The 22,875-nt window shown below is 60.4% G+C and carries 23 protein-coding genes; 10 read left to right on the top strand and 13 right to left on the bottom strand.

Going from position 1 to position 22,875, the window contains the following annotated elements; all coding sequences use genetic code 11:
- Nucleotides 1-86 precede the first annotated feature (86 nt).
- From AC3IUA_RS06605 to AC3IUA_RS06595, 3 genes are all read left to right on the top strand, one after another.
- On the top strand, nucleotides 87-1,406 hold the full coding sequence (locus AC3IUA_RS06605) for an MFS transporter (RefSeq protein WP_489359674.1): 1,320 nt from the start codon (nucleotides 87-89) through the stop codon (nucleotides 1,404-1,406).
- 300 nt (nucleotides 1,407-1,706) lie between these two features.
- Nucleotides 1,707-2,069 (top strand): heme utilization protein, encoded by a 363-nt coding sequence (locus tag AC3IUA_RS06600; protein ID WP_489359673.1) that lies wholly within the window; start codon nucleotides 1,707-1,709, stop codon nucleotides 2,067-2,069.
- Nucleotides 2,070-2,325: 256 nt separating this feature from the next.
- Nucleotides 2,326-2,955: a flavin reductase family protein gene (locus AC3IUA_RS06595; RefSeq protein WP_489359672.1), complete on the top strand. Its 630-nt coding sequence runs from the start codon at nucleotides 2,326-2,328 to the stop codon at nucleotides 2,953-2,955.
- On the opposite strand, the gene AC3IUA_RS06590 is transcribed toward AC3IUA_RS06595, so the two are convergent.
- Nucleotides 2,948-3,220: a hypothetical protein gene (locus AC3IUA_RS06590; RefSeq protein WP_489359671.1), complete on the bottom strand. Its 273-nt coding sequence runs from the start codon at nucleotides 3,218-3,220 to the stop codon at nucleotides 2,948-2,950. The two genes, AC3IUA_RS06595 and AC3IUA_RS06590, sit on opposite strands and share 8 nt — an antisense overlap.
- 10 nt (nucleotides 3,221-3,230) lie before the next feature.
- On the bottom strand, nucleotides 3,231-3,596 hold the full coding sequence (locus tag AC3IUA_RS06585) for a putative quinol monooxygenase (RefSeq protein ID WP_489359670.1): 366 nt from the start codon (nucleotides 3,594-3,596) through the stop codon (nucleotides 3,231-3,233).
- A 335-nt stretch (nucleotides 3,597-3,931) separates the two neighbouring features.
- On the opposite strand from AC3IUA_RS06585, the gene AC3IUA_RS06580 reads away from it, so the two are divergent.
- Entirely contained in the window at nucleotides 3,932-4,861 is a 930-nt protein-coding gene (locus AC3IUA_RS06580; RefSeq protein ID WP_489359669.1) for an AraC family transcriptional regulator, read from the top strand.
- Between the two features lie 203 nt (nucleotides 4,862-5,064).
- Here the strand turns inward: AC3IUA_RS06580 and AC3IUA_RS06575 are convergent, their stop codons facing one another.
- The 6 genes from AC3IUA_RS06575 to AC3IUA_RS06550 all read right to left on the bottom strand — a co-directional run bounded on the left by AC3IUA_RS06575 (nucleotide 5,065) and on the right by AC3IUA_RS06550 (nucleotide 12,450).
- Nucleotides 5,065-6,120 (bottom strand): ABC transporter ATP-binding protein, encoded by a 1,056-nt coding sequence (locus AC3IUA_RS06575; protein ID WP_489359668.1) that lies wholly within the window; start codon nucleotides 6,118-6,120, stop codon nucleotides 5,065-5,067.
- A 14-nt stretch (nucleotides 6,121-6,134) separates the two neighbouring features.
- Nucleotides 6,135-6,983, bottom strand: a complete 849-nt coding sequence (locus AC3IUA_RS06570; RefSeq protein ID WP_489359667.1) for an ABC transporter permease — start codon at nucleotides 6,981-6,983, stop codon at nucleotides 6,135-6,137.
- Nucleotides 6,980-7,888, bottom strand: coding sequence for an ABC transporter permease (locus tag AC3IUA_RS06565; RefSeq protein ID WP_489359666.1), 909 nt, complete (start codon nucleotides 7,886-7,888; stop codon nucleotides 6,980-6,982). The genes AC3IUA_RS06570 and AC3IUA_RS06565 overlap by 4 nt, the downstream gene beginning before the upstream one ends.
- A gap of 164 nt (nucleotides 7,889-8,052) precedes the next feature.
- Nucleotides 8,053-9,156, bottom strand: a complete 1,104-nt coding sequence (locus AC3IUA_RS06560; protein ID WP_489359665.1) for an ABC transporter substrate-binding protein — start codon at nucleotides 9,154-9,156, stop codon at nucleotides 8,053-8,055.
- A 211-nt stretch (nucleotides 9,157-9,367) separates the two neighbouring features.
- Nucleotides 9,368-10,816, bottom strand: a complete 1,449-nt coding sequence (locus AC3IUA_RS06555; RefSeq protein ID WP_489359664.1) for an aldehyde dehydrogenase family protein — start codon at nucleotides 10,814-10,816, stop codon at nucleotides 9,368-9,370.
- Nucleotides 10,813-12,450: a 5-guanidino-2-oxopentanoate decarboxylase gene (locus tag AC3IUA_RS06550; RefSeq protein ID WP_489359663.1), complete on the bottom strand. Its 1,638-nt coding sequence runs from the start codon at nucleotides 12,448-12,450 to the stop codon at nucleotides 10,813-10,815. Before AC3IUA_RS06550 ends, AC3IUA_RS06555 begins: the two co-directional genes overlap by 4 nt.
- Before the next feature lie 157 nt (nucleotides 12,451-12,607).
- Between AC3IUA_RS06550 and AC3IUA_RS06545 the strand changes: the two genes are divergently transcribed.
- The gene (locus AC3IUA_RS06545) at nucleotides 12,608-13,492 is read left to right on the top strand and encodes a LysR substrate-binding domain-containing protein (RefSeq protein ID WP_489359662.1); all 885 of its coding nucleotides are present in this window, start codon (nucleotides 12,608-12,610) and stop codon (nucleotides 13,490-13,492) included.
- Nucleotides 13,493-13,660: 168 nt separating this feature from the next.
- Here the strand turns inward: AC3IUA_RS06545 and AC3IUA_RS06540 are convergent, their stop codons facing one another.
- Entirely contained in the window at nucleotides 13,661-14,545 is an 885-nt protein-coding gene (locus tag AC3IUA_RS06540; protein WP_489359661.1) for an MBL fold metallo-hydrolase, read from the bottom strand.
- A 114-nt stretch (nucleotides 14,546-14,659) separates the two neighbouring features.
- On the opposite strand from AC3IUA_RS06540, the gene AC3IUA_RS06535 reads away from it, so the two are divergent.
- On the top strand, nucleotides 14,660-15,565 hold the full coding sequence (locus AC3IUA_RS06535; RefSeq protein ID WP_489359660.1) for a LysR family transcriptional regulator: 906 nt from the start codon (nucleotides 14,660-14,662) through the stop codon (nucleotides 15,563-15,565).
- Nucleotides 15,566-15,816: 251 nt separating this feature from the next.
- On the top strand, nucleotides 15,817-15,996 hold the full coding sequence (locus tag AC3IUA_RS06530) for a hypothetical protein (RefSeq protein ID WP_489359659.1): 180 nt from the start codon (nucleotides 15,817-15,819) through the stop codon (nucleotides 15,994-15,996).
- Between the two features lie 8 nt (nucleotides 15,997-16,004).
- On the opposite strand, the gene AC3IUA_RS06525 is transcribed toward AC3IUA_RS06530, so the two are convergent.
- A complete protein-coding gene (locus AC3IUA_RS06525) occupies nucleotides 16,005-16,901 on the bottom strand; it encodes a helix-turn-helix domain-containing protein (protein WP_489359658.1) in 897 nt (298 codons plus the stop codon).
- Between the two features lie 364 nt (nucleotides 16,902-17,265).
- Here AC3IUA_RS06525 and AC3IUA_RS06520 point away from each other — a divergent pair, with 364 nt between their 5' ends.
- Nucleotides 17,266-18,777, top strand: coding sequence for an MDR family MFS transporter (locus AC3IUA_RS06520; RefSeq protein WP_489359657.1), 1,512 nt, complete (start codon nucleotides 17,266-17,268; stop codon nucleotides 18,775-18,777).
- A gap of 53 nt (nucleotides 18,778-18,830) precedes the next feature.
- Here AC3IUA_RS06520 and AC3IUA_RS06515 read toward each other — a convergent pair whose 3' ends face one another.
- From AC3IUA_RS06515 to AC3IUA_RS06505, 3 genes are all read right to left on the bottom strand, one after another.
- On the bottom strand, nucleotides 18,831-19,667 hold the full coding sequence (locus AC3IUA_RS06515) for an ATPase (protein WP_489359656.1): 837 nt from the start codon (nucleotides 19,665-19,667) through the stop codon (nucleotides 18,831-18,833).
- Between the two features lie 104 nt (nucleotides 19,668-19,771).
- On the bottom strand, nucleotides 19,772-20,764 hold the full coding sequence (locus AC3IUA_RS06510) for an NAD-dependent epimerase/dehydratase family protein (RefSeq protein ID WP_489359655.1): 993 nt from the start codon (nucleotides 20,762-20,764) through the stop codon (nucleotides 19,772-19,774).
- A gap of 84 nt (nucleotides 20,765-20,848) precedes the next feature.
- Nucleotides 20,849-21,760, bottom strand: coding sequence for a LysR family transcriptional regulator ArgP (locus tag AC3IUA_RS06505; protein WP_489359654.1), 912 nt, complete (start codon nucleotides 21,758-21,760; stop codon nucleotides 20,849-20,851).
- A 96-nt stretch (nucleotides 21,761-21,856) separates the two neighbouring features.
- Between AC3IUA_RS06505 and AC3IUA_RS06500 the strand changes: the two genes are divergently transcribed.
- Nucleotides 21,857-22,258 (top strand): ACT domain-containing protein, encoded by a 402-nt coding sequence (locus AC3IUA_RS06500; protein WP_489359653.1) that lies wholly within the window; start codon nucleotides 21,857-21,859, stop codon nucleotides 22,256-22,258.
- A 5-nt stretch (nucleotides 22,259-22,263) separates the two neighbouring features.
- Complete coding sequence (locus AC3IUA_RS06495) at nucleotides 22,264-22,866, top strand: LysE/ArgO family amino acid transporter (protein WP_489359652.1); 603 nt, start codon at nucleotides 22,264-22,266, stop codon at nucleotides 22,864-22,866.
- Nucleotides 22,867-22,875: the final 9 nt, after the last annotated feature.

Here is a 22,875-nt window from a genome sequence, read left to right as displayed (position 1 = left end):
CTCCATCCTGGCACAGCTCCTGCTATAGACATGGTCAGGCTGCGTTTCGGCGCGCTCCACAAAAACAATGAGATGAAGGATCCTATATGGATAACTCCAATACCCTGCCCCTCGGGTCGGCGGCTGCGCCGGCAACAGTACGAACCACTTCCAGCCGTATCAAATCGATTTTCAGCGGCTCTGTCGGCAACATGGTCGAGTGGTATGACTGGTACGTCTACGCCGCCTTCTCGCTGTACTTTGCCAAAGCGTTCTTCCCCAAGGGCGACACCACTGCACAACTTCTGAACACCGCTGCGATCTTCGCCGTGGGCTTCCTGATGCGTCCGATCGGGGGCTGGCTGATGGGCCTCTACGCCGACCGCGCCGGTCGCAAGGCTGCGTTGATGGCCTCGGTGTATCTGATGTGCTTCGGCTCACTGCTGATCGCCCTGAGTCCGGGCTATGAAACCATCGGTATCGGCGCCCCGATCCTGCTGGTGTTCGCTCGCCTGCTGCAAGGTTTGTCGGTCGGTGGTGAGTACGGCACCTCGGCGACTTACCTCAGCGAAATGGCAACCAAGGAACGTCGCGGCTTCTACTCCAGCTTCCAGTACGTCACGCTGATCTCCGGTCAGCTTATCGCCCTGGCAGTACTGATCGTGCTGCAACAGACCCTGACCACCGAACAGCTGTACGCCTGGGGCTGGCGCATCCCGTTCGCCATCGGCGCGCTGTGTGCCGTGGTCGCGCTCTACCTGCGTCGTGGTATGGAAGAAACCGAGTCGTTCACCAAGAAAGTGAAGGCCAAGGAAAGCGCGATGCGCACCTTGATGCGCCATCCAAAGGAACTGATGACAGTGGTCGGCCTGACCATGGGCGGCACCCTGGCCTTCTACACCTACACCACCTACATGCAGAAGTACCTGGTGAACACCGTCGGCATGAGCATTTCCGACTCCACCACCATCTCGGCGGCCACGCTGTTCCTGTTCATGTGCCTGCAACCGATCATTGGCGGGCTATCGGATAAAGTCGGGCGGCGGCCAATCCTGATTGCCTTCGGCATTCTCGGCACCTTGTTCACCGTACCGATCCTTACCACTCTGCATACCGTCCAGACCTGGTGGGGCGCGTTCTTCCTGATCATGGCCGCACTGATCATCGTCAGCGGCTACACCTCGATCAACGCCGTGGTCAAAGCCGAATTGTTCCCGACCGAAATCCGCGCCCTGGGCGTCGGCCTGCCGTATGCCCTGACCGTATCGATCTTCGGCGGCACCGCTGAATACATTGCGCTGTGGTTCAAGAGCATCGGCATGGAGACCGGTTACTACTGGTACGTCACCGCCTGCATCGCGGTTTCGCTGCTGGTCTACGTGACCATGAAAGACACCCGCAAACACTCGCGGATCGAGACTGACTAACGCTACAGGCGGTAAAAAGAAGGGGCAGACCTGCAAGGGTTCTGCCCCTTTTTTCATGGGTTCTGGAAAGCAGTCTCATTGATTAATGCTCGGTTAATTCTCACCGCGCATCCTCAGCATCAATCGAATTCAAGCAACGATTACCTAAGCCAGTGTTAACCGGCTTGGTAAAGCGGCTGCAGCTAACATCTATTTATTCGATAAATATGAGCATTTATTTGCGCTTTTCAATCAATTTATCAAGCGTAAGATTCATTCCATACCCAGCGCACACCACGCCAACGAACCAGAGTAACCACCATGAAAACCAAACTGATCATCGCCCTGACCCTCTCCGTACTGGCGGCCAACACCTTCGCCGCCGACGGTTATGACCGCACCATCGCTGCCGATGGCTTCGACCGCACCGGCGCTGCCACCCTGGCGGCCGACGGCTTCGACCGCACCGGCGCTGCCACTCTGGCTGCCGACGGCTTCGACCGCACCGGCGCCGCCACCCTGGCTGCCGATGGCTTCGACCGCACCGGCGCTGCCACCCTGGCTGCCGATGGCTTCGACCGCACCGGTGCTGCCACCCTGGCTGCCGATGGCTTCGACCGCACCGGCGCTGCCACCCTGGCTGCCGATGGCTTCGACCGCACCGGTTCCGCGTCCATCAGCTAACCCATGAATGCGGCATCACAGCCCGGCCCCGGCCAGCGTAGGAGCTGGCGCAGCCTGCGATCTTTTGGCGGTTCTGGAGACGACTCAGGAGCAAGATCAAAAGATCACAGCCTGCGCCAGCTCCTACAGGGCCGCCCGCCCGCACAAGAAAGCGGCGCATCAGCCCCCACATCTTCCCTCCTGACTGGAATTAACCCCCAACCCCCGGCACTATGACCACCTCCCCGCCATCCCCCGCTCCAGGAACCTCAGCGCCATGCCTGACGATATCCATTACTACGAACCCGCCCAGGGCCACGGCCTGCCCCATGACCCGTTCAACGCCATCGTCGGCCCGCGTCCTATCGGCTGGATTTCCTCGCAGGATGTCGAAGGGCGGTTGAACCTGGCGCCTTACAGCTTCTTCAACGCGTTCAACTACATTCCGCCAATCATTGGTTTTTCCAGCGTCGGGCGCAAAGACAGCCTCAATAACATCGAGCAGACTGGCGAGTTCGCCTGGAACCTGGCGACCCGCCCGTTGGCCGAGCGAATGAACCAGAGTTGCGCCATGGTTGCGCCTGAGGTGAACGAGTTCGAACTGGCCGGACTGACGCCAGTGGCTTCGAAGGTGATCAAAGTGCCACGAGTGGCAGAAAGCCCGGTGTCCTTCGAATGCAAGGTCACGCAGATCATTCAACTGCAACGTGCAGACAAGGCGTTGGTGCCAAGCTGGCTGATACTCGGCGAAGTGGTCGCCGTGCATATCGCCAAGTGGCTGCTCAAGGATGGGGTTTACGATACCGCCGCCGCAGAGCCTATTCTGCGCGGCGGCGGGCCGGCGGATTATTTCCAGCTGGGGCCTGAGGCTTTGTTCAAGATGTTCCGCCCAGGGGCGGTCAGATAGTTTCCCAGGACAACTCGCCGTCTTCAGTCACGTCAATCAGCTGCTCGAGCCGTTGCGCGGCAGCCTGATCGGCGTCGTGGGCGGTCTTGAATGTCTGGTCATCGAGCACTTTATGAAAACGCGGGGCACCTGAACCGCCCAGGGCCTTGACGGCGATGGCAGCGCTGTAACCCCCCTCTCCCGGTACAACAGCGGAAACTGCTTCGAACTGCGCAAACTCTTTACGTGCCATGTCGCGGATCCTGGCCAATTGAAAGTCGGCCATTCTAAACCCTTCAGCTGGCCAGCTGCTGCATCACAAGCCTGTTGTGTTGCGCGCATTCCCCGTGGGCCTGAACCGCCGAGACATCAATGAAGGTATGAAAATCCAGGCTTTTGATCACCAGTTCCTCCACCAGCTCAGCAAAGATATCCATGGCAGGGGTGCTGAAGTACTCGGTCATCGCCTGCTGGTTGACCCAGTAACCCGAGACCAGCCACAACTCCGGGTCGCACAGTGAATGTTGCAGGGTAAAGTGAAGGCAACCGGGTGCCTGACGGGTCGGCTCGATCAGGCCGCTCAAACGCGTGCCTAACTCCATCGAGCGGCCACCGCTGGCGCGAACAAAGGCCATGTGACTGACGGGAATTTGCATGGACATATTCAACTCTCCCAAGATGACTCGATCAGCAGCCTTGAACCGGCTGCGACAAGATCCAAGATTAAGCCCCGGGTGCACTGGCCGTTAGTCGATTCCTGCCGGCTTGTTGCACATTCCTGCGTCAGCGTTCCCGTTGCACAGTTCGGCGCAGAAACCACGACATGAAGGTAAACGTCGTATTTCAAGCAACTTTTCCAACGCCGAACCCGTTTTTTCTTCGTTGTTCTTCAGTTCCAGACAGAATCAGGCAAGTTTTAAGCAGCAATTGCCTACCACCCGGCCTTGCACAAACTTAAGCTGTGCCCATCCTGAAAGCCGCGCAGAGGATGCAGCCCATGTCATCACTCGATCACACCCAAGCCCCGCTGGACGCCGACATGGAAAAGCAGCGTGCAGAACTCTGCACCATCATCGGTCGTAACACCGGCGAGGATGGCAACTACGCGACGGCCATCGGCTCGTTATTTCTGGCGCGGCACAGCTGCTCCCACGACTTTGCGCCGGTACTCGCACAGCCGGCGTTGTGCATCCTTGCCCAAGGGCGCAAGGAAGTACGGCTGGCTGACGAGTACTTCAACTACGATCCGCTCAATTATCTGGTGGTTTCGGTTTCTATGCCGCTGAGCGGACGGGTGGTGAATGTTTCGCCAGAACAGCCGATCCTGGCCTTGCGCCTGGATATCGACCCGACCGAGATCACCGCGCTGATTGCCGATGCCGGCCCCTCGGGCGTGCCCGGCCGGCCCACCGGCCGCGGCCTCTATGTAGAGCGGCTCGACCAGCCGATGCTCGATGCGGTGCTGCGCCTGACCCGCCTGCTCGACCACCCGAAAGACATCGCCATGCTCGCGCCGCTGATTCGTCGAGAAATTCTTTACCGATTGTTGCGAAGCCACCAGGGCCATCGGCTGTATGAAATCGCCATTACCAATAGCCAGAGCCATCGGATCAGCCAAGCGATCAAATGGCTCAACGGCAACTTCGAGCAGCCCTTACGCATCGATGATCTGGCGAAAGAAGTAAACCTCAGCGTGTCGACCCTGCATCACCGTTTCAAGGCAATGACCGCCATGAGTCCGCTGCAATACCAGAAGCAACTGCGCCTGCAAGAGGCGCGCCGCTTGATGCTGGCTGAAGGGCTGGATGCATCGGCGGCGGGCTATCGGGTGGGCTATGAAAGCCCGTCGCAATTCAGCCGTGAATACAGCCGATTGTTTGGCGCACCGCCGTTGCGCGATCTGGCGCGCTTAAGGTTGAGTGTCTAAAGCAATTTGATGGGATGCCCCCGTAACAGCTGCCGCAGGCTACGTTCCCGTAGCAGATGGCGCAGCCTGCGTTCGGCTGCGCAGCAGTCGTAAAATCAACCACTGCGGTGTCTCAGATAAACCGAGGACTCAGGATTTACGGCCGCTTCGCAGCCGAACGCAGCCTTCGGCAGCTGCTACGGATCGCATCATGGCTACTGTCCTTAAGCCCCCAACACCCTGCACGCCTCGGCCGGAATGGTCACCGACACCGGGTTGCCGATACTCAGGCCGAAGCCTTGGCTTGGCGTGCTCAATGCGGTAAACGAAACCCCGGAACACTCGACCGTGGTTTCGATGGTCGCGCCGATATCCCGAACGAAGGTCACCTTGCCCAACAGGCGATTACCCGCCGTCGCCAGGGGTTGCGACAGTTGCAGGTCCTCGGGACGCACCAGCATTTTGACCTTCTCGCCGACCACGATGCTGCTGCAAATCGGCACATCAATCGCATCGCCGCCCGGCAAACTGATCTGGCCATTGCCCAACGCAGTGGCCGGGAAAATATTCCCTGAACCGATAAAGTCGGCGACAAACTCGTTGGCCGGATGCCGATAGATTTCGATCGGTGTCCCCACCTGCTGCACCCGATGCTCACCCAACACCACCACGATATCAGCCATGGTCATGGCTTCGCGTTGGTCATGGGTAACCAGGATGGTGGTGATGTTCAGGCGTTGCTGCAGTTGACGGATTTCCACCTGCATCGATTCACGCAGTTTGGCATCCAGTGCCGACAACGGCTCATCGAGCAGGAGGATTTTCGGGTGCGAGGCAATCGCCCGGGCTATCGCCACGCGCTGGCGCTGGCCGCCGGAGAGTTTCGACACCGGCCGGTCGACCATTTGCTGCAACTGGATCAGTTGCAGCAATTCGGTGACCCGAGCCTGTTGATCGGCCTTGCTGACCCCGCGCAGTTTCAGCGGATAGGCAATGTTCTCGCCTACGGTCATGTGCGGAAACAACGCCAGGGACTGGAAGACCATGCCAAAGTTGCGCTGGTGCGCCGGGGTATGACCAATGTCTTCGCCGTCCAGCCGAATCTCGCCGCCTGACAGGGTTTCCAGCCCGGCGATCATCCGCAGCAAGGTAGTCTTGCCGCAGCCCGAAGGGCCGAGGAAACACACCAGTTTGCCCTCGGGCAAATGCAGGTTGACGTCCTTTACCGCGCACGCCGAGCCGTAGAATTTCTCGACGTTTTCCAGAATCAGTCCAGTCATGTTGCACCTCAAAATCAAAAGGAAACGCCACCTTCGCCAACCAGCTTCTCCAGCGCCCAGATCAGGACGAAGTCGATCAGCACGATCAGCACGGCAAACGAGAAAACGGTCGGATCGAGCGACGATACAGTGCGGCTGTACATCCAGATCGGCACGGTCATCACATCGATGGTGTAGAGAAAATAGGTCACGGTGAATTCGTTGAACGAGACGATAAAGGCCAGCAGCATCCCGGCAAGAATCCCCGATTTCATCAACGGCACGACCACATCGACAATCGCCCGCAGCGGTGAAGCACCGAGCATCTGCGCGGCTTCTTCAACTTCGCTGCCGATGGACAACATCGCCGCCGTGCAGTTTTTCACCACGAATGGCAGCGCGAGGATCACGTGGGCGATCACCAGCCGCGAGGTGTTCATCTGGAACGGCAGGCTGTCGAATACCAGCAGCAACGCCAGCCCCAGCACCACCATCGGGAACACCAAGGGCAAAGACATAAGCTGCAGCGCCACGGCCTTGCCACGAAATTCGCAACGGGTCAGTGCATAGGCCGCAGGCACCGCGATCACGGTCGCAAAGACCATGGTCAGGCATGCCACCATCAGGCTGGTGGTCATGGCTTTGCCCAGGCTCAGCACATCGCTGCTGTCCGGCGAGACAAAGGTGGTCCAGGCCGCCTTGTACCATTGCAGGCTGTAGCTGCTGGGTGGAAAGTCCAGGTTCGACGCGCCGCTGAAGGACATGACGATCATGGTCAGAATCGGCAACACCGCCAGCAATAGAATGAAGCCTGAAAGGATCCCGGCAAACCGCCCGGTTTCGCCAGGCAGCAGCGACTGGCGCTTCTTGATTAGCGTGCTCATTGCGAAGCCTCCAGCATGCGCCGACGACGGCCCGTGATGTATTCGGAGAAGGTCATGATGACCAGCGTGGTGACGATCAACACCACCCCCGCGGCTGACGCGGCCGGCCAGTTCATCAGCGGCGCGATCTGGTCATGGACCATCACCGCGAGCATTGGCACCCGCCGACCGCCAAGCAACAAAGGCACCACGAAACTGCTGGCGTTGTAGGCAAATACCAGGGTCGCGCCGGTGATGATTCCCGGAAAGCTCATGGGCAAGACCACCTGGCGGAATACCTGCAAGCGGCTGGCTCCAAGGGTTGCGGCGGCCTCTTCGTAAGAGCGGGCGACGCCGCGCATGGCGCTGGCAATCGGCAGCACCGCCAACGGGAATGCGGTCTGCACCAGCCCCATCAACACGCCGTTCTGGTTGTACAGCATCATGATCGGGCGCTTGATCAGGCCCAGGCCCATCAACGCCTGGTTGAGCATCCCGCCGGGGCCGAGGATCACCAGCCAGCCATAACTCTGCAGTAGCAGGTTGACCAGCAACGGCAAGAGCACCGCAGCGAGAAATACCCGCCGCACAAAGGGTGAAGTCAGGCGCGACATGGTGTAAGCCACCGGGATCGCCAACACCACCGCGATCACCGCGCTGATCAAGGCCAGGCGCAAGGTCAGCAGCAATGATTTCAGGTAATAGGGTTCCAGCAATTGGGCGTAACTGGCCAGGCTGAAGCCGGTCCATTCCGCGCCCTTGGTGCCCACGCTCATGCGCAGTACCAGCAGGCTGGCGGCAATCAGCACACCGAGAAACAGCATCGACGGCGACAGGAAAAACCAGGCGCGGGTCGTCTGCGAAATACCCCGGCTTGGGCGCGGTGCAGCAGCGCCAACAGGGTGGGTCAGGGGTTGGTGTTCCATAGCAATGGTCTCGTCAATGGAAGATCAAGCGCAGGAGTATCTGAGTGCACGATCCCCTGTAGGAGCTGCCGCAGGCTGCGATCTTTTGAAGATCAAAAGATCGCAGCCTGCGGCAGCTCCTACAGGGTGATTCGGTCACACTTCAAAACCCTGTGCAGCACAGATCAGGAAGAGAAGATTTCCGTGTAACGACGAATCCACTGGTCATGCACCGACGCCAGGAAGGCGTTGTCGTGCATGATCGCTTTCTCGGCAATCTGCTCCGGCGTCAGGATGTACGGGCTTTTGCGCGCTTCGGCGGAGATGATCGCCTTGGCGTTGACCGGGCCGTTGTAGATGTCTTCGGCCATCTTGCCCTGTACCAGCGGGTCGAGAGAGTGGTTGATAAAGGCGTAGGTCAGATCGGTATCACCGGGACGATTTTTCGGCATTACCGAGAGCATCAGGTCGGTGTAGAAGCCTTCCTTCATGCCGAAGGTGGCACCCAGGCCGTAGGCCGGATCGCGGATCTGTTTAGGGAAAAACGCCGGGGCGTACAGGCCGCCCATATCCAGCGAGCCGGTGCGGAACAGTTCGGCGATCTGGTTAGGGTTTTCGCCCAGGGTGACCACACGATCCTTGAGTTCCGCAAGCTTCTTGAAGCCCGGCTCGATGTTGTGTTCGTCACCACCGGCCAGTTTGGCGGCGATGATGATCAGGTCCATGGCCTCGGTCCAGTTCGGCGGCGGCAGGAAGATGTTCGGCGCCAGGTCCGCGTCCCACAGCGCGGCATAGCTGTCCGGCGCTTCCTTCACGGTGCGGGTGCTGTAGACCAGACTGTTGCACCACAGCAGGTAACCGATGCCGTGACCGTTGGCGCCAGTGCGGTATTTCTCCGGCACGTCCACCAGGTTGGGAATGCGGTTCAGATCGGGTTTTTCCAGCAGACCGGCGGCGGCCAGGCCTTCAGCGCCGACCCCGGCCAGGGTGATGATGTCGTATTGTGGGCGATCACCGGCGGCCTTGAGTTTGGCGACCATTTCCGAGGTACTGCCGGTACGGTCAGCAATCACCTTGGCACCGGTCTTGGCTTCAAAGGTCGCGGCGATGTTGCGCAGCGCTGCCAGGCCGGTGTCATCCGACCAGGTCAGCAGGCGCAGGGTCTTGCCCTGGAACCGCGTGTCGCTGGCGTTGGCCCGGATAAACGGCATGCTCATGGCTGCCGCGGCAACCGAAGCTACGCCTACCGTTTTGATGAACTGTCTTCTGTTCAGATCATGCTCGCCCATTACGGACTCCCTTTATTCTTGTAGGTATGAGATTGGTCGCATCCAGGCGCCCGGTTCGATCTAGCGCTGATCCCCGCAAATACGGGATGTAGCTGAATCGTTGGTTCATCCTGAGGTCGCGCAGAACGCGCAACAATCGAAAATTTGTCATTGAAGCCATGTGTCCAGCGCATGCCTTGTTTCGAGGCATGCGCGGACCCATTTCAGACCGTCAGACAGCCCGAATCACATGTTTGATTTCCTGAAACGCCTGCAGGCCCCACGGCCCCAGTTCGCGGCCGATGCTGCTCTGCTTGTAGCCACCCCAGGCCGTCTGCGGGAAGATCACTTGCGGCGCGTTGATCCACACCAGCCCGGCCTGCAAGGCATTGGCGACCCGCTCTGCAGCCTCGCCATCGCGGCTGACCACACTGGCGACCAGACCGAATTCGCTGTCGTTGGCCAGGGCGATGGCCTCTGCTTCGCTGGCAAAACTGCGGATACAGAGCACCGGGCCGAAGATCTCTTCACACCACAACGCACTGTCGAGGGGCACTTCGGTGAAGATGGTCGGCCGCAAAAAATATCCGCGCGGCAGGTCTGCCGGGCGCTCACCGCCGCAAACCAGCTTCGCACCGGCGCTCAGGCCACGATCAATGTGGCCAAGCACCCGTTGATATTGCGCCTGATTGACCAGCGCGCCCATCTCCACTTCCGGGTCAAACGGGTCGGCCACGCGAATCGCTTCGGCGCGCGCCTTGAGTCGCAGCAAAAACTCGTCCGCCAGTGTATCGGCGACCAATACCCGGCTGGTGGCCGAGCACATCTGCCCGGCATTGAAGAACCCACCGCCACTGGCCAGTTCCACCGCCAGCTCGAGATCGGCATCGGCGAGCACCAGCAGCGAGGATTTGCCGCCCAGCTCCAGGCTCACACCCTTGACGGTTTCCGCCGCCCGCTGCATGACCTGGACACCCACCGCATTGCTGCCGGTGAAGGAGATCTTCGCTACCCGCGGATCGGCTGCCAGTGGTGCGCCGACCGCCAGGCCGGTACCGCAGACCAGGTTGAACACGCCGTTGGGCAAGCCGCTTTCGGCAATGATCGCCGCCAGTTCCAGCTCCGGCAACGGCGTGACTTCCGACGGCTTGAGCACCACGCAGCACCCGGCCGCCAACGCCGGAGCGAGCTTCCAGGCGGTGGTGACCATCGGGAAGTTCCACGGCACGATCAGGCCGACCACGCCACAAGGCTCGCGGCGCACACGGGCGGCGAAGTCTTCGCTGGGCAAGGCCACGCTGCGGTCTTGCTGAGCGTCCAGACCTTCGGCCAGACCGGCGTAATAGTCGAAGGTAGCAATCACGTCATCGACATCGATGGCCGCTTCGAACAACGGTTTGCCATTGTTGCTCGACTGCAACTGCATCAAGCGCTCGCGACGCGCCTGCACGCCGCTGGCGATTTTGCGCAACACTGCACCACGCTCGGCGCCGCTGGTGTTGGTCCACTGCGAAAAGGCCGCGCTGGCGGCATTGACCGCTTGATCGACCGCTTGCTCATTGCCACCGCTCACGATGGCCAGGGGTTCTTCGGTGGCCGGGTTAATGACCTTTAACTCTTCGCTGCCGGCGCGCCATTGGCCATCGATGTACAGTCCATTCAAGGTCGAAGAATTGCTCATGCCTGCACCGCCTTCATCCAGGTGGTCTGGTCGATTTCGATCAGGCTAGGACCTTGACGATCACTGGCGGCCCGCAAGGCACTGCGCAGTTGCTCGACGCCGACGATGGCTTCGGCGGCACAGCCCAGGGCCTTGGCCACGCCAATGAAGTCCGGGGTGTAGATGTCCACTCCGACCGGTTCAATGGCACGGTTGACCATGTATTTTTTGATCTCTTCGTAACCCTGGTTATTCCACAGCAATACGATGATCGGCGTTTGCGCTTCCACCGCGCAGGCCAGTTCCGACAGGGTGAACTGCAGCCCGCCGTCACCGATCAGGCATACCACCGGGCCACGCTCTGCGCGCTCGGAGCCACCGCCGAGCCAGGCGCCAATGGCAGCCGGCAAGGCATAGCCGAGAGTGCCGTAACCGGTGGACGAGTTGAACCAGCGGCGCGGTTGCTCAGGGTTGAAGGTCAGGTTGCCGGTGTACACCGGCTGCGTCGAGTCGCCGACAAATACCGCTTGCGGCAACTCGTGCAGAACGGTCTCGAGGAACAGCGTCTGGGCGCGGGTCGGTGCGTCCCAGGTGGTCTCGAGCTCGGCACGCAAGGTGGCGGCGCGGGCCCGGCCCCAGTCGGAGCGGCGTTCGGCCAGGGTGTGTTTGGCAAGCTCGGTCAGCAAGGCTTGCGCCGCCGTTTGCGAGTCGGATACCAGCGCCACCTTCGGTGGGTAGTTGCGTACGGTCTGGTCCGGGTCGATGTCGACGCGCAACAAGGCACCGGGAATCTCGAAGCCACCGGCAAAGGTAATGTCGTAATCGGTCTCGGCCAGTTCAGTGCCGATCGCCAACACCACGTCAGCGTCAGCCACCAGGGCACGGGTCGCGACCAGCGATTGCGTCGAGCCGATCAACAGCGGATGGCGCGAGGGCAGCATGCCCTTGGCGTTGATGGTCAGCGCTACGGGTGCGTCCAGCAGTTCGGCCAGTTGGGTGAGTTCGGCCGCCGCATCGATGGCACCGCCACCGGCGAGAATCAACGGGCGTTTGGCAGTGGCCAGCAGTTGGCCCATCTGCGCGATGGCTGACGGCGCTGCACCCGCGCGGTTAATGACTACCGGCAGGCTGGCGAGCAGTTCATCGGCGTCTTCGACCAGTACGTCGAGCGGAATTTCAATATGCACCGGACGCGGGCGCCCGGCCTGGAACAAGGCGAACGCCCGCGCCAGCACGCCTGGCAGTTCAGCGGCGGACATCAGCGTATGGGAAAATGCCGCAACGCCACTGACCAATGCGCTCTGGTTCGGCAGCTCATGCAGCTTGCCGCGACCACCGCCCAACTGGCTGCGCGATTGCACGCTGGAGATCACCAGCATCGGGATCGAGTCGGCATAAGCCTGGCCCATGGCGGTGGTGATGTTGGTCATGCCCGGGCCGGTGATGATGAAGCAGACCCCCGGCTTGCCGCTGGTGCGAGCGTAGCCGTCAGCCATGAAACCAGCGCCCTGTTCGTGGCGTGGCGTCACATGGTTGATGCTCGAGCGGGCCAACCCGCGATACAGCTCGACGGTGTGTACGCCCGGAATGCCGAACACCTGTTCGACGCCATAACCTTCGAGTAACTTGACCAATACTTCGCCGCACGTCGCCATTTCTGCTGCCCTTCTTATTTGTTGAAACTGCACCCCGATGGCGTTTTCAGGCACGCGACGGGGCACAAAGGTGACGCAATTGGACCCGTCGGCGTATAGCGGTGACAAACCAAAAATAGTCATACTAGGCATGTCCTCCACTCATGCCTGAGCTCCCATGAAACGTCTTCCACCCTTGCCCGCTCTGCATACATTCATGATCACCGCCCAGTGCTGCAACTTCACTCGGGCGGCGGATCTGCTGCACATTACCCAGGGAGCGGTGAGCCGACAGATCGCCGGGCTGGAGAGCCATCTCGGTTATGCGTTGTTTCAGCGCCAGGCCCGCGGCCTGAGCCTGACGGCACAAGGACGTGAGTTGTATCCGCGCATTCAACAGGTCTTCAACCTGATCGACGAAGCCGTCGAACATGTCGGCGCCAAGCGCGAAGCCCTGCAATTGAAGGCGCCGACCTGCATGATGCGCTGGCTGCTGCCGCGCCTGTTGCAGTGGCAAAAGGAACGCCCGGACGTACCGGTAGAGCTGACCACCACCGTGCAGCACGAGGTGGATTTTCGTCGCGAAGAGTTCGATGCGGCGGTGGTATATGGCACGGCACCGAACAATGCCGCCTTCCATCACCTGTTCGATGAGCAGCTGACGCCGGTCTGTTCGCAGCAACTGCTCAATGGCACGACGCCGCTCAAGACCCTCACCGACCTGGAACAGCACATGTTGCTGCACCCGACTCGCGACGAACGGGATTGGGAGGCCTGGCTCGAGGCTGCCGGAACCAAAGTCAGCAACATCGGCAAAGGCCAGCATTTCGATACCCTGGACCTGGCGATGTCCGTCGCCTCCCAAGGGACAGGGGTGGCGATCGGCGATTGGTCGTTGATCGGCGAAGACCTGAGCGCCGGACGGCTGGTCACGCCCTTCGAACTGAAGGTGCGCACCGGCCAGGCCTATTACCTGGTCTACCCGCAAAGGCCGGAGCCGTCGGTACCGTTGCGCGAATTGATGGATTGGCTGGTGGAACAGGCGCAGGAGCGCCAGGTATAAGTCGATGCGCATTTCGTAGCAGCTGGCGCAGCCGGCGTTCGGCTGCGCAGCAGTCGCAAAACCTGCACTCGCATTTTTTCAGTTAAAACAGATCAGCCGGATTGCGACCGCTTCGTCCGGATGCGGCCCAGACCGAACGCAGGCTTCGCCAGCTGCTACATGTTCTACTCACCACTTCATTTCGCCTTTGGCGACCTTGGCGCTCAGCTCCAGGGAGCTTTCTTCGCCGAAGTTCGGGTAACGCTTTTTCATCGCGCCAATCAGCTCGGCCGAGTTGTTGGCCTTGGCGGTTTCTTCATCGAAGGCTTTGATGTAATCGGCGGTGAAGTGCACGGCTGCCACCGAACGGCTGCTTTCACCCAGATAGTGACCCGGGATGATGGTTTTCGGCTGCAAGTCTTCGATGGTTTTCAGGGTGGCGAGCCAATCGGAATGGGACTGTGGGGTCTGGGTATCGGCCATCCACACATGGATGTTTTCTGCCACCACCACACCGCCGACCACGGCCTTGATCGACGGGATCCAGACGAAGGTTCGGTCCGGTTGCTTGCCATCGAGGCCGATGATCTCCAGTGTCTGCCCTTCCAGGGTCAGGCTGTGGCCCTGGAGCACGTGCGGCACTATGGTTTTGTTCGGTACGTCGGTGCCCATTTTCGGGCCCCAGAACGCCAGTTTGCCGGCAACGGTGGCCTTGATGTGGTCGACGGTCGGCCTGGAAGCCAGCACCTTGGCATTCGGGAAGGCCGCAGTCAGGGTGTCGAGGCCAAAGTAGTAATCCGGGTCGCCGTGGCTGATGTAGATGGTGGTCAGTTGCTTGCCGCTGGCGCGGATTTTTTCCACCACTTGCTCGGCCTGGGATTTGCCGAACTGCGCGTCCACCAGAATGGCCTCTTTCTTGCCGCTGACCAGCACCGAGGTCACCGGGAAGAGTGCAGCGCTGCCAGGGTTGTAAACGTCCAGGGTCAGCACCGGTTCGGCTGCCGCGGCGTGGGCGACGAAGCCCAGGGTCGCGGTGGCCAGCAAAACACGCTTGAGTGAAGCAAATCCGATCATGTGCAATTCCAGAGTTCAGTGCGCCGTGATTGACGATGGACAGAGCTTAGTTGCCTCACTCGCTACAAAAAATGCGATGCTTGAACATAGTTTGTTTCTGAAAGCGTGCAAATCATGGATCGGCTTCAAGCAATGCGGGTCTTCGTCACCGTGGTCGACCTCGGCAGCCAATCGGCCGCCGCCGATCATTTGGACCTCTCGCGGCCCGTGGTGTCGCGGTATCTGGCGGAATTGGAAGATTGGGTCGGCGCGCGCCTGATGCACCGCACCACCCGCAAGCTGAGCCTGACCGCCGCCGGCACCGAAACCTTGCCGCGCTGTCGGCAGATGCTCGAGTTATCGAGCGACATGCAAGCCGCAGTCAGCGAGCCGGACGATGCGCCGCGAGGCTTGCTGCGGATTAGCGTCAGCACTTCATTCGGCCAGGCACAACTGGCCGACGCCATGGCCGAGTACGTCAAACGCTACCCCGGCGTCAGCATCGATCTGCAGATGCTCGACCGCACGGTGAACCTGGTGGATGAGCGCATCGACCTGGCGATCCGCACGAGCAATGACCTGGACCCGAACCTGATTGCCCGCAAACTGACCGTCTGCCGTTCGGTCATTTGCGCCTCCCCCGACTACCTGCGCCAGCACTCTACGCCGCAGCGTGTGGAAGAACTCAGCCAGCACAATTGCCTGACCCACTCCTACTTCGGCAAGAGCCTCTGGCATTTCGAGCAGGACGGCGAACAGATTTCAGTCCCCGTGCAGGGCAACATCAGCGCCAACGAGGCCAGTACCCTGTTGCGGGCAACCATGGCCGGCGCCGGGATTTCGATGCTGCCCAGCTATCAGGCGGGAGTGCATATCCGCCGCGCAGAACTGATCCGCCTGCTGCCCGACGCAGAGCCCCGGCAAATGAACATCTACGCGGTCTACGCCTCACGCAAGCACATGCCGGCGACGCTGCGCAGCATGCTGGATTTCCTGGTGCTGAGGTTTCCACAGGAACCGGAGTGGGATCTGGGGCTTTAAGAGAGGAAGATCAAAAGATCGCAGGCTTCGCCAGCTCCTACGGATTTGTGCACGCAGGTGTCTTGGCGGGTGTACCCGGTGGTGTAGGAGCTGGCGCAGGCTGCGATCTTTTCAGGGCACACCCGGCCCTCGGATCAACCTGCTGAATACCTCATCAATGGGGTGGTCCACCTCCATGGCAACTCACTCCGGCTGACCTATGCTCATAGCAGTACCCCCGACCAAAGGGTATTCGTTCAGAGGTCAGCGCCATGAACATCAAGACCCGAAGATACCTTGCGATTTTCATCACCTGCGCCGCGACGCTCGCGCTGTACGGAACCGCTGCCTACCGTGTCGAACAGGCCCGTATGCAGCCAGGCAGCGCATCAGCCGCCTGCAACTTCGAGCGCTGCATCCCGCACAACGCGACACTGAACGCGCTCAGATAACCAGCGCCTCAGGCCTGGTTATCCTGATCGGTCTTCAACCTGTCCCGAAACGCTTTGGGCGAAATCCCCACTCGTCGGCGGAACAACCGCGTGAAGTTGGTCGGGTCAGAGAACCCCAGGAGATCGGACATTTCGTAGATAGTCATGCTGGTGTAGGTCAACAGCCGCTTGGCCTCCAACAACTGGCGCTCATGCATGATCTGCAAGGCTGGCTGACCGGCCAGCTCACGGCATGTGCCGTTGAGATGCGAGACGGAAATTCCCAGTTTGTGCGCCAGGTCTTCGACTTTCACGTGCTCGCGATAATGCTCTTCGACCAGCTGGATAAAACCATTGAGGTATTCGCGTGCCCGTTGCGGACGCTGGCTTGCGGCACGCCGCTGGATCACCTGGCGACTGACCCATACCAGGATCACGCTGACCAGCGAGTGCATGAGCATTTCTCGCGCGGGCTGATGGCCCACGTATTCGCTTTGCAATGCCGAAAACAGACTGTTCAGATAGTCGCTGTCGGCGGCCGACGGGTAGCTTTCGGCCACCGCCAGCGCATCCACTGAATTGCCCAGCTGCGCCTGAAGGTGCGCCACCAGCGGCGCGGCCAGGGTCACGACATAGCCCTCGACGTCTTCTGAAAAACGAAAGCCATGCACTGACAAGGGCGGCAAAATCTGGATCGCCGACTCTTCAAGCAGCGTGCGCTTACCCTCGATCTCAAGCTCCGCCTGCCCCTTGTATACGAAGAGCAATTGACACAGATCGGCATGCCGGTGGGGTTTGATTTCCCACTGATGCTCGCGGCTGCGTTTGGAAATGGTTTCACAGTGCAGCAAATCCGGTGTCGGCCAGTCCAGGCTTTCGCCATAGAGCTTGAACACCGGAATCGAAGGAAGGGCAGGCTTGTTCATAACTGCAGTCCAGGCCTCAGAGAGTTGGGCGATAATCGCACCGTTGGGTGAAATGTACAGCTATCGACTCAGTTTTCACCTTCATTTGACGGGCTCTCAAGCGAAAAATGCAAGCACTCAGAACCCATTCACCGATTTATTCAGTGAAGCTTGCGAGCCATAAAAATAATGAAAACCCTGAAAACCCAAATTGCCATTATCGGTGCCAAGTATTTCGTCGACTCCAAAGACGGTCGCAAAACCATCGCGGAAAATGACGTCGGACTTCCTTACGAGGCTATCGAGTAGGAACCTATCGAGTAAACTGGCGGTACTCCCGCTCGTCCATTAACCTGCGGGTCAACCCCTGTCAGCAGGTTCCACCGTGACCAATCTCAACCAGCCTGGCAAACCGGCCATTCGCAGCGTGCTGATCGCCCTGATGCTGGCAATCTTCCTCGGTGCGCTGGACCAGACCATCGTCGCCGTATCGATGCCGGCCATTTCGGCGCAGTTCAAGGATGTCAGCCTGCTGGCCTGGGTGATCTCCGGCTACATGGTGGCGATGACCGTGGCGGTGCCGATCTACGGCAAGCTCGGCGACCTGTATGGCCGGCGCCGGTTGATGCTGTTCGGCATGGGCCTGTTCACCCTCGCTTCGTTGTTTTGCGCCATGGCCCAGAGCATGGAGCAACTGGTCCTCGCAAGGATCATCCAGGGCATCGGTGCTGGCGGGATGATTTCGGTCAGTCAGGCGATCATCGGCGACATCGTGCCACCTCGTGAGCGGGGTCGTTATCAAGGCTATTTCAGCAGCATGTACGCGGTGGCCAGTGTCGCCGGCCCGGTGCTCGGCGGTTACATGACTGAGTACCTGTCCTGGCGCTGGGTGTTTCTGATCAACCTGCCGCTGGGCCTCGGGGCCTGGTTGATAGCCAGTCGCACGCTGGTCGGCCTGCCGGTGCCACAGCGCAAACCGGTCATCGATTACTTCGGCACGCTGCTGATGATCATCGGCCTGACCGCACTGTTGCTGGGCATCACCGAAATCGGCCAGGGCCATCATTGGCGCGACACTGAAGTGTTCGGTTTGCTGGTTGCTGGCGTGGTGGCGCTGACGCTGTTCGTCTGGCACGAACAACGGACACCCGAACCCCTGCTCCCCATGCACCTGTTCGCCAACCGCAATGCGGTGCTGTGTTGGTGCACGATTTTCTTCACCAGTTTCCAGGCCATCTCATTGATCGTGCTGATGCCGCTGCGCTTTCAGAGCGTCACCGGCGCCGGGGCCGACAGCGCCGCGTTACACCTGTTGCCACTGGCGATTGGTTTGCCGATCGGGGCCTATTTCGCCGGACGCCAGACCTCGGTGACCGGTCGCTACAAACCGATGATTCTGACCGGAGCACTGCTGACCCCACTCGCGATTCTCGGCATGGCCTTCAGCCCGCCCCAAGCGCTGGTGCTGAGCAGCCTGTTCATGCTGTTGAGCGGGATCGCCTCTGGCATGCAGTTCCCGACCTCGCTGGTGGGCACGCAAAATTCGGTGGAGCAACGGGACATCGGCGTGGCAACCAGCACCACTAACCTGTTCCGCTCTTTGGGCGGCGCCATGGGTGTGGCGTTGATGTCGGCGTTGCTGCTGACCTTGCTGCAAGACTCCAGCTTCGCCCACCTGGCCGGCACGACGCTGATCGCCGAGGGCCGCTCGGGGAATGTGCTGCTCGATGGTCTGAACGCGGCACCGGGTGGCGCGCAGAACGCCTTGCGCGCCGAGCTGTTGCTGACCTTCCGGCATTTACTGATGGTCAGCGCGGCAGTCTCGCTGCTCGGCCTGGCCGCGGCGATTGCCATGCCGAACAGGGTGTTGCGGGGGCGGGAGGACAAAGTCAGATAGGAAACCCCGTCGCCTGTGAGCTCCCTCGCCACAAGTGCGCGCCAAGCGCCCCATCAAGGTCGGGCGCTGATCTGCTGTTGCAGGTTGCGGATCTGGCTTTGCAGGGTGTTGATGTTGCGCGTGACCTGGCCACGGAAGGCGTCGAACTCGGCGGTGTTGCTGCCACCCTGAGGCGCAGCCGGACGATTGTCCTGTTCACTTTTGAGAACAATCATGTCCTGCTCCAGACGCTCGATGGCGGCGTTTGGGTTGCCTTGTTTCTTCAACGCGGCGATCTCGGCGCTGAGACTTTTGAGTTCTGCGTCGACTTTACTGGTGTCGGCCGGGGTGCTTTTCAGCGTGGCCAGCTCGCCGGACAGGGCTTTCACCTCGGCTTGCAGCTGAGTGTTGGCGGCTTGCTGTTCGGTCGTCTGTGCGGTCATTTGCGCCAGGCGCTTGTCCAGGTTAGTGGCCTGGCCTGCGACGCCCTGCTGTTGCCTGGTCTGCTCAAGCAATTTGCTTTCCAGCTGCTTGATCTGCAGCTTCAGCGCTTCGCTGCCGTTGTTGACGCTGGATTCACTGGCGACCACCTTGCCGGAAATAGCCTGCAGGCGCCCCGCCGCTTCCTCGCTGATGCGGGCGAAACTTTCCTGGGTGGCGACCAGTTGCTGCTCCATCAGCGAGATCTGCTGAAAGCTCCACCAGGCAAGGCCGGCGAAGGCAAAAAACATCGCCCCGACCAATGCCCACAACGGGCCGGTGCTCGGGCCTTTGACCTTGACCAGCTGAGTGGGCCGCGAATGCACGCTGGTCCGCTCACGAGCCCCGGCAGTGTCCGGAAAATCATCGTCCAGAGCATCGGCCCGCAGGCTGGGTACATTATCGAAGTCGTCGTTAGCATCGTTACGCATGGGTCAACCTTTCTGAACCGCAGTGATGGCTTGATGCGGCAGTATAAACCGCTACTCGCAGCACTGATCGACCCTGAACCCCAAACTCGGTTCAGTGTTTATTTTCAGTGAAGGTCCTGAGCCTTCCACCAACCGCAGAACTCATCAAGGGCCGTCCACAGGCTGACCTTCGGTTCATAGTCCAGGTAATGGCGGGCGCGGCTGATATCCAGGGTGAAGTTTTTACTCATCACCTGCATCCCCAGGCGCGACAGCGTTGGCTCCGGACGCCCCGGCCAGAGCTTGCAGAAACCTTCGTTCAGCGCGGCAACGCTATAAGCCAGACCGAAGGAACGGTAGCGGGTGACTTGCGGGACTTGCATCTGGCGCATCACATAATTCACCACATCCCACAGCGGCACTGGCGCGCCGTTGCTGATGTTGTAGGCCTTGCCCAGGGCCGAACCGCTGGCCAGCAAACTGCTGAGCAAGGCCTCATTGAGGTTCTGCACACTGGTGAAATCGACCTTGTTCAGGCCATTGCCGATAATCGCCAGACGCCCTTTGCGCTGCATATTCAGCAGCCGCGGGAAGATGCTCATGTCCCCGGCACCCGTGACGAAACGCGGGCGCAGGGCCAGCACTTCGAGGCCGAACTCCTGGGCGCCGAAGACCTTTTGCTCGGCCAGGTACTTGGTGGCGGCGTAGGGATGCTTGAAGCGCTTCGGGACCTGCTCTTCAGTCAGCCCCAGGTGATCGCGACCATCGAAATAGATCGACGGCGAAGACAGATGCACCAACCGCCTAACGCGCTGTTTCAGGCAGGCCTCGACCACATTCTCGGTAACCACCACGTTGCCCTGATGGAAATCCTGATAACGCCCCCACAATCCCACCGCTCCGGCACAGTGCACCACCGCGTCGACGTCACGGCACAGGTTTCGAACCAGTTGCGGATCACTCAAGTCACCCTGGACAAACTCGGCACCGCGGCGCACCAGATGCTCGACACTCTCGGCCCGACGCCCGTTGACCCGCACGTCCAGGCCCTGCTCCAGGGCAAAACGCGAGAAGCGCCCGCCAATGAAGCCGCTTGCGCCTGTGACCAGAATTTTCATGTATTGCTCCTAGAAATGCAGTTACAAGCCACACGCTGCAAGCTTCAAGTCGAAGCAAAATATCAAGCGCCTGGCTTGCAGCTTTCAGCTTGACGCTTGTGCTGCTCTTAAGGGCACCAACCATTGCGGTGATGATCGCGCCAGATGCTCGGTCAACTGCCCAAGCAATTGTCCGCCGTTGCGCCAATGATGCCAGTACAGCGGCACGTCGATGGGTCTATCTGGCAAAAGCTCTACCAACACGCCACGTTCCAGCTGATCGCGGACCTGCAATTCGGGCACCAGTCCCCAACCGAGCCCCGCCTCGGCCAATCGAATGAACCCCTCGGAAGACGGGCACAAATGGTGTTCAAAACCGCCGTCGACGCCCAATGAAGCCAGGTAGCGATGCTGCAGAAAATCATCCGGGCCGAACACCAGGGCCGGCGTGTGCGCCAACTGCTCGGCACGCACACCCTGCGCAAAGTGTCGGGAGATAAAGGCCGGGCTGGCCAGGGCACGATAACGCATGGCCCCCAGTAACAGACTGCGCGCCCCGGCCACCGGTCGCTCGCTGGCACACACGCACGCGGCCACTTCACCGGCACGCATGCGCTTGAGGCCGACGGTCTGGTCTTCCACTATCAAGTCCAGTAGCAGGTGCTGCTCGGCACAAAATTCACCCACGGCCTCTGCCCACCAGGTCGCCAGGCTGTCGGCATTGAGGGCGATGCGCAGACGCTCCGGCAAACCTTCTTCGTCCAGCGCCGGTACCAGCGTTTGCAGGTCACGCTCGAGCAACCGCACTTGTTGCACGTGGTTGAGCAGACGCCGGCCGATCTCGGTCGGCGCCGGCGGCGTGACCCGTACCAGCACCGGCTGGCCGACCCGCGCCTCCAGAAGTTTGATCCGCTGCGAGATGGCCGATTGCGACAATCCCAATACCTGGGCAGCCCGTTCGAAGCCGGCCTGTTCGACCACTGCGGCGAGGGCGGAAAGCAATTTATAGTCGAACATCAGTTTTCCTAATGAGCGATCAGCAATATTGGTTTTTCTTATACAACTTCTGCCCGGAGAATAGCCAGCAAGCCTCTTCGATCAAGGACACCTTACATGACTGGCGAAACCTCTCTGGCAACCCTGCTGCGCAGCATGAGCCCGCAATTGAACGACGGCGAGTACGTGTTCTGCAGCATCCGTGACGGCCATCTGCCCAAGGACTGTGAAGTCATCGGCAGCTTCCGCGAGCAGGAAGGCCTGACGGTCATCCTCGAACGCAGGCAAGCCGAAAAAGCCGGTTTCAGTTTCGATTATGTGGCGGCCTGGATCACTTTGAATGTGCATTCGGCCCTGCAAGCCGTTGGCCTCACCGCTGCATTCGCCAGCGCCCTGGGCCAGGCCGGAATCAGTTGCAACGTGATTGCCGGGTACTACCACGATCATTTGTTTGTCGGCCAGGCCGATGCCGAGCGCGCCATGACGGTGCTGCGGCAATTGGCGGCGGGCGCGGAGTAAACCCTATGTGGCAAAGCTATGTGAACGGCCTGTTGGTCGCGGCGGGGCTGATCATGGCGATCGGCACGCAAAACGCGTTCGTCCTGGCGCAAAGCCTGCGCCGCGAACATCACCTGCCAGTGGCCGCGCTGTGCGTGACCTGCGATGCCTTGCTGGTCGCCGCCGGAGTCTTCGGCCTGGCGACCCTGCTGGCGCAAAACCCGCTGCTGCTGGCCATTGCCCGCTGGGGGGGCGCAGCCTTCCTGCTGTGGTACGGCAGCCTGGCACTGCGCCGGGCGTGTTCCCGGCAAAGCCTGCAGCAGTCCGAAAACCAGACCGTGCGCTCGCTGCGTGCAGTGATGCTCAGCGCACTGGCAGTGACCTTGCTCAACCCTCATGTGTATCTGGATACCGTGTTGCTGATCGGTTCACTCGGGGCCCAGCAAACCGTACCCGGCGCCTACGTGGTGGGCGCGGCCAGCGCCTCGTTGCTGTGGTTTTTCACCCTGGCCCTGGGCGCGGCATGGCTGGCGCCGTGGCTGGCGCGCCCCAGTACCTGGCGGATCCTCGACATGCTGGTGGCAATCATGATGTTCACTGTGGCGATTCAATTAATCAGTGCCGGCTGATTATTCCAA

The organism is Pseudomonas sp. KH_050 (assembly GCF_057838875.1).
Note: the sequence above shows the minus strand (reverse complement) of the source record. Positions and strands in the feature narration are given on the sequence as shown.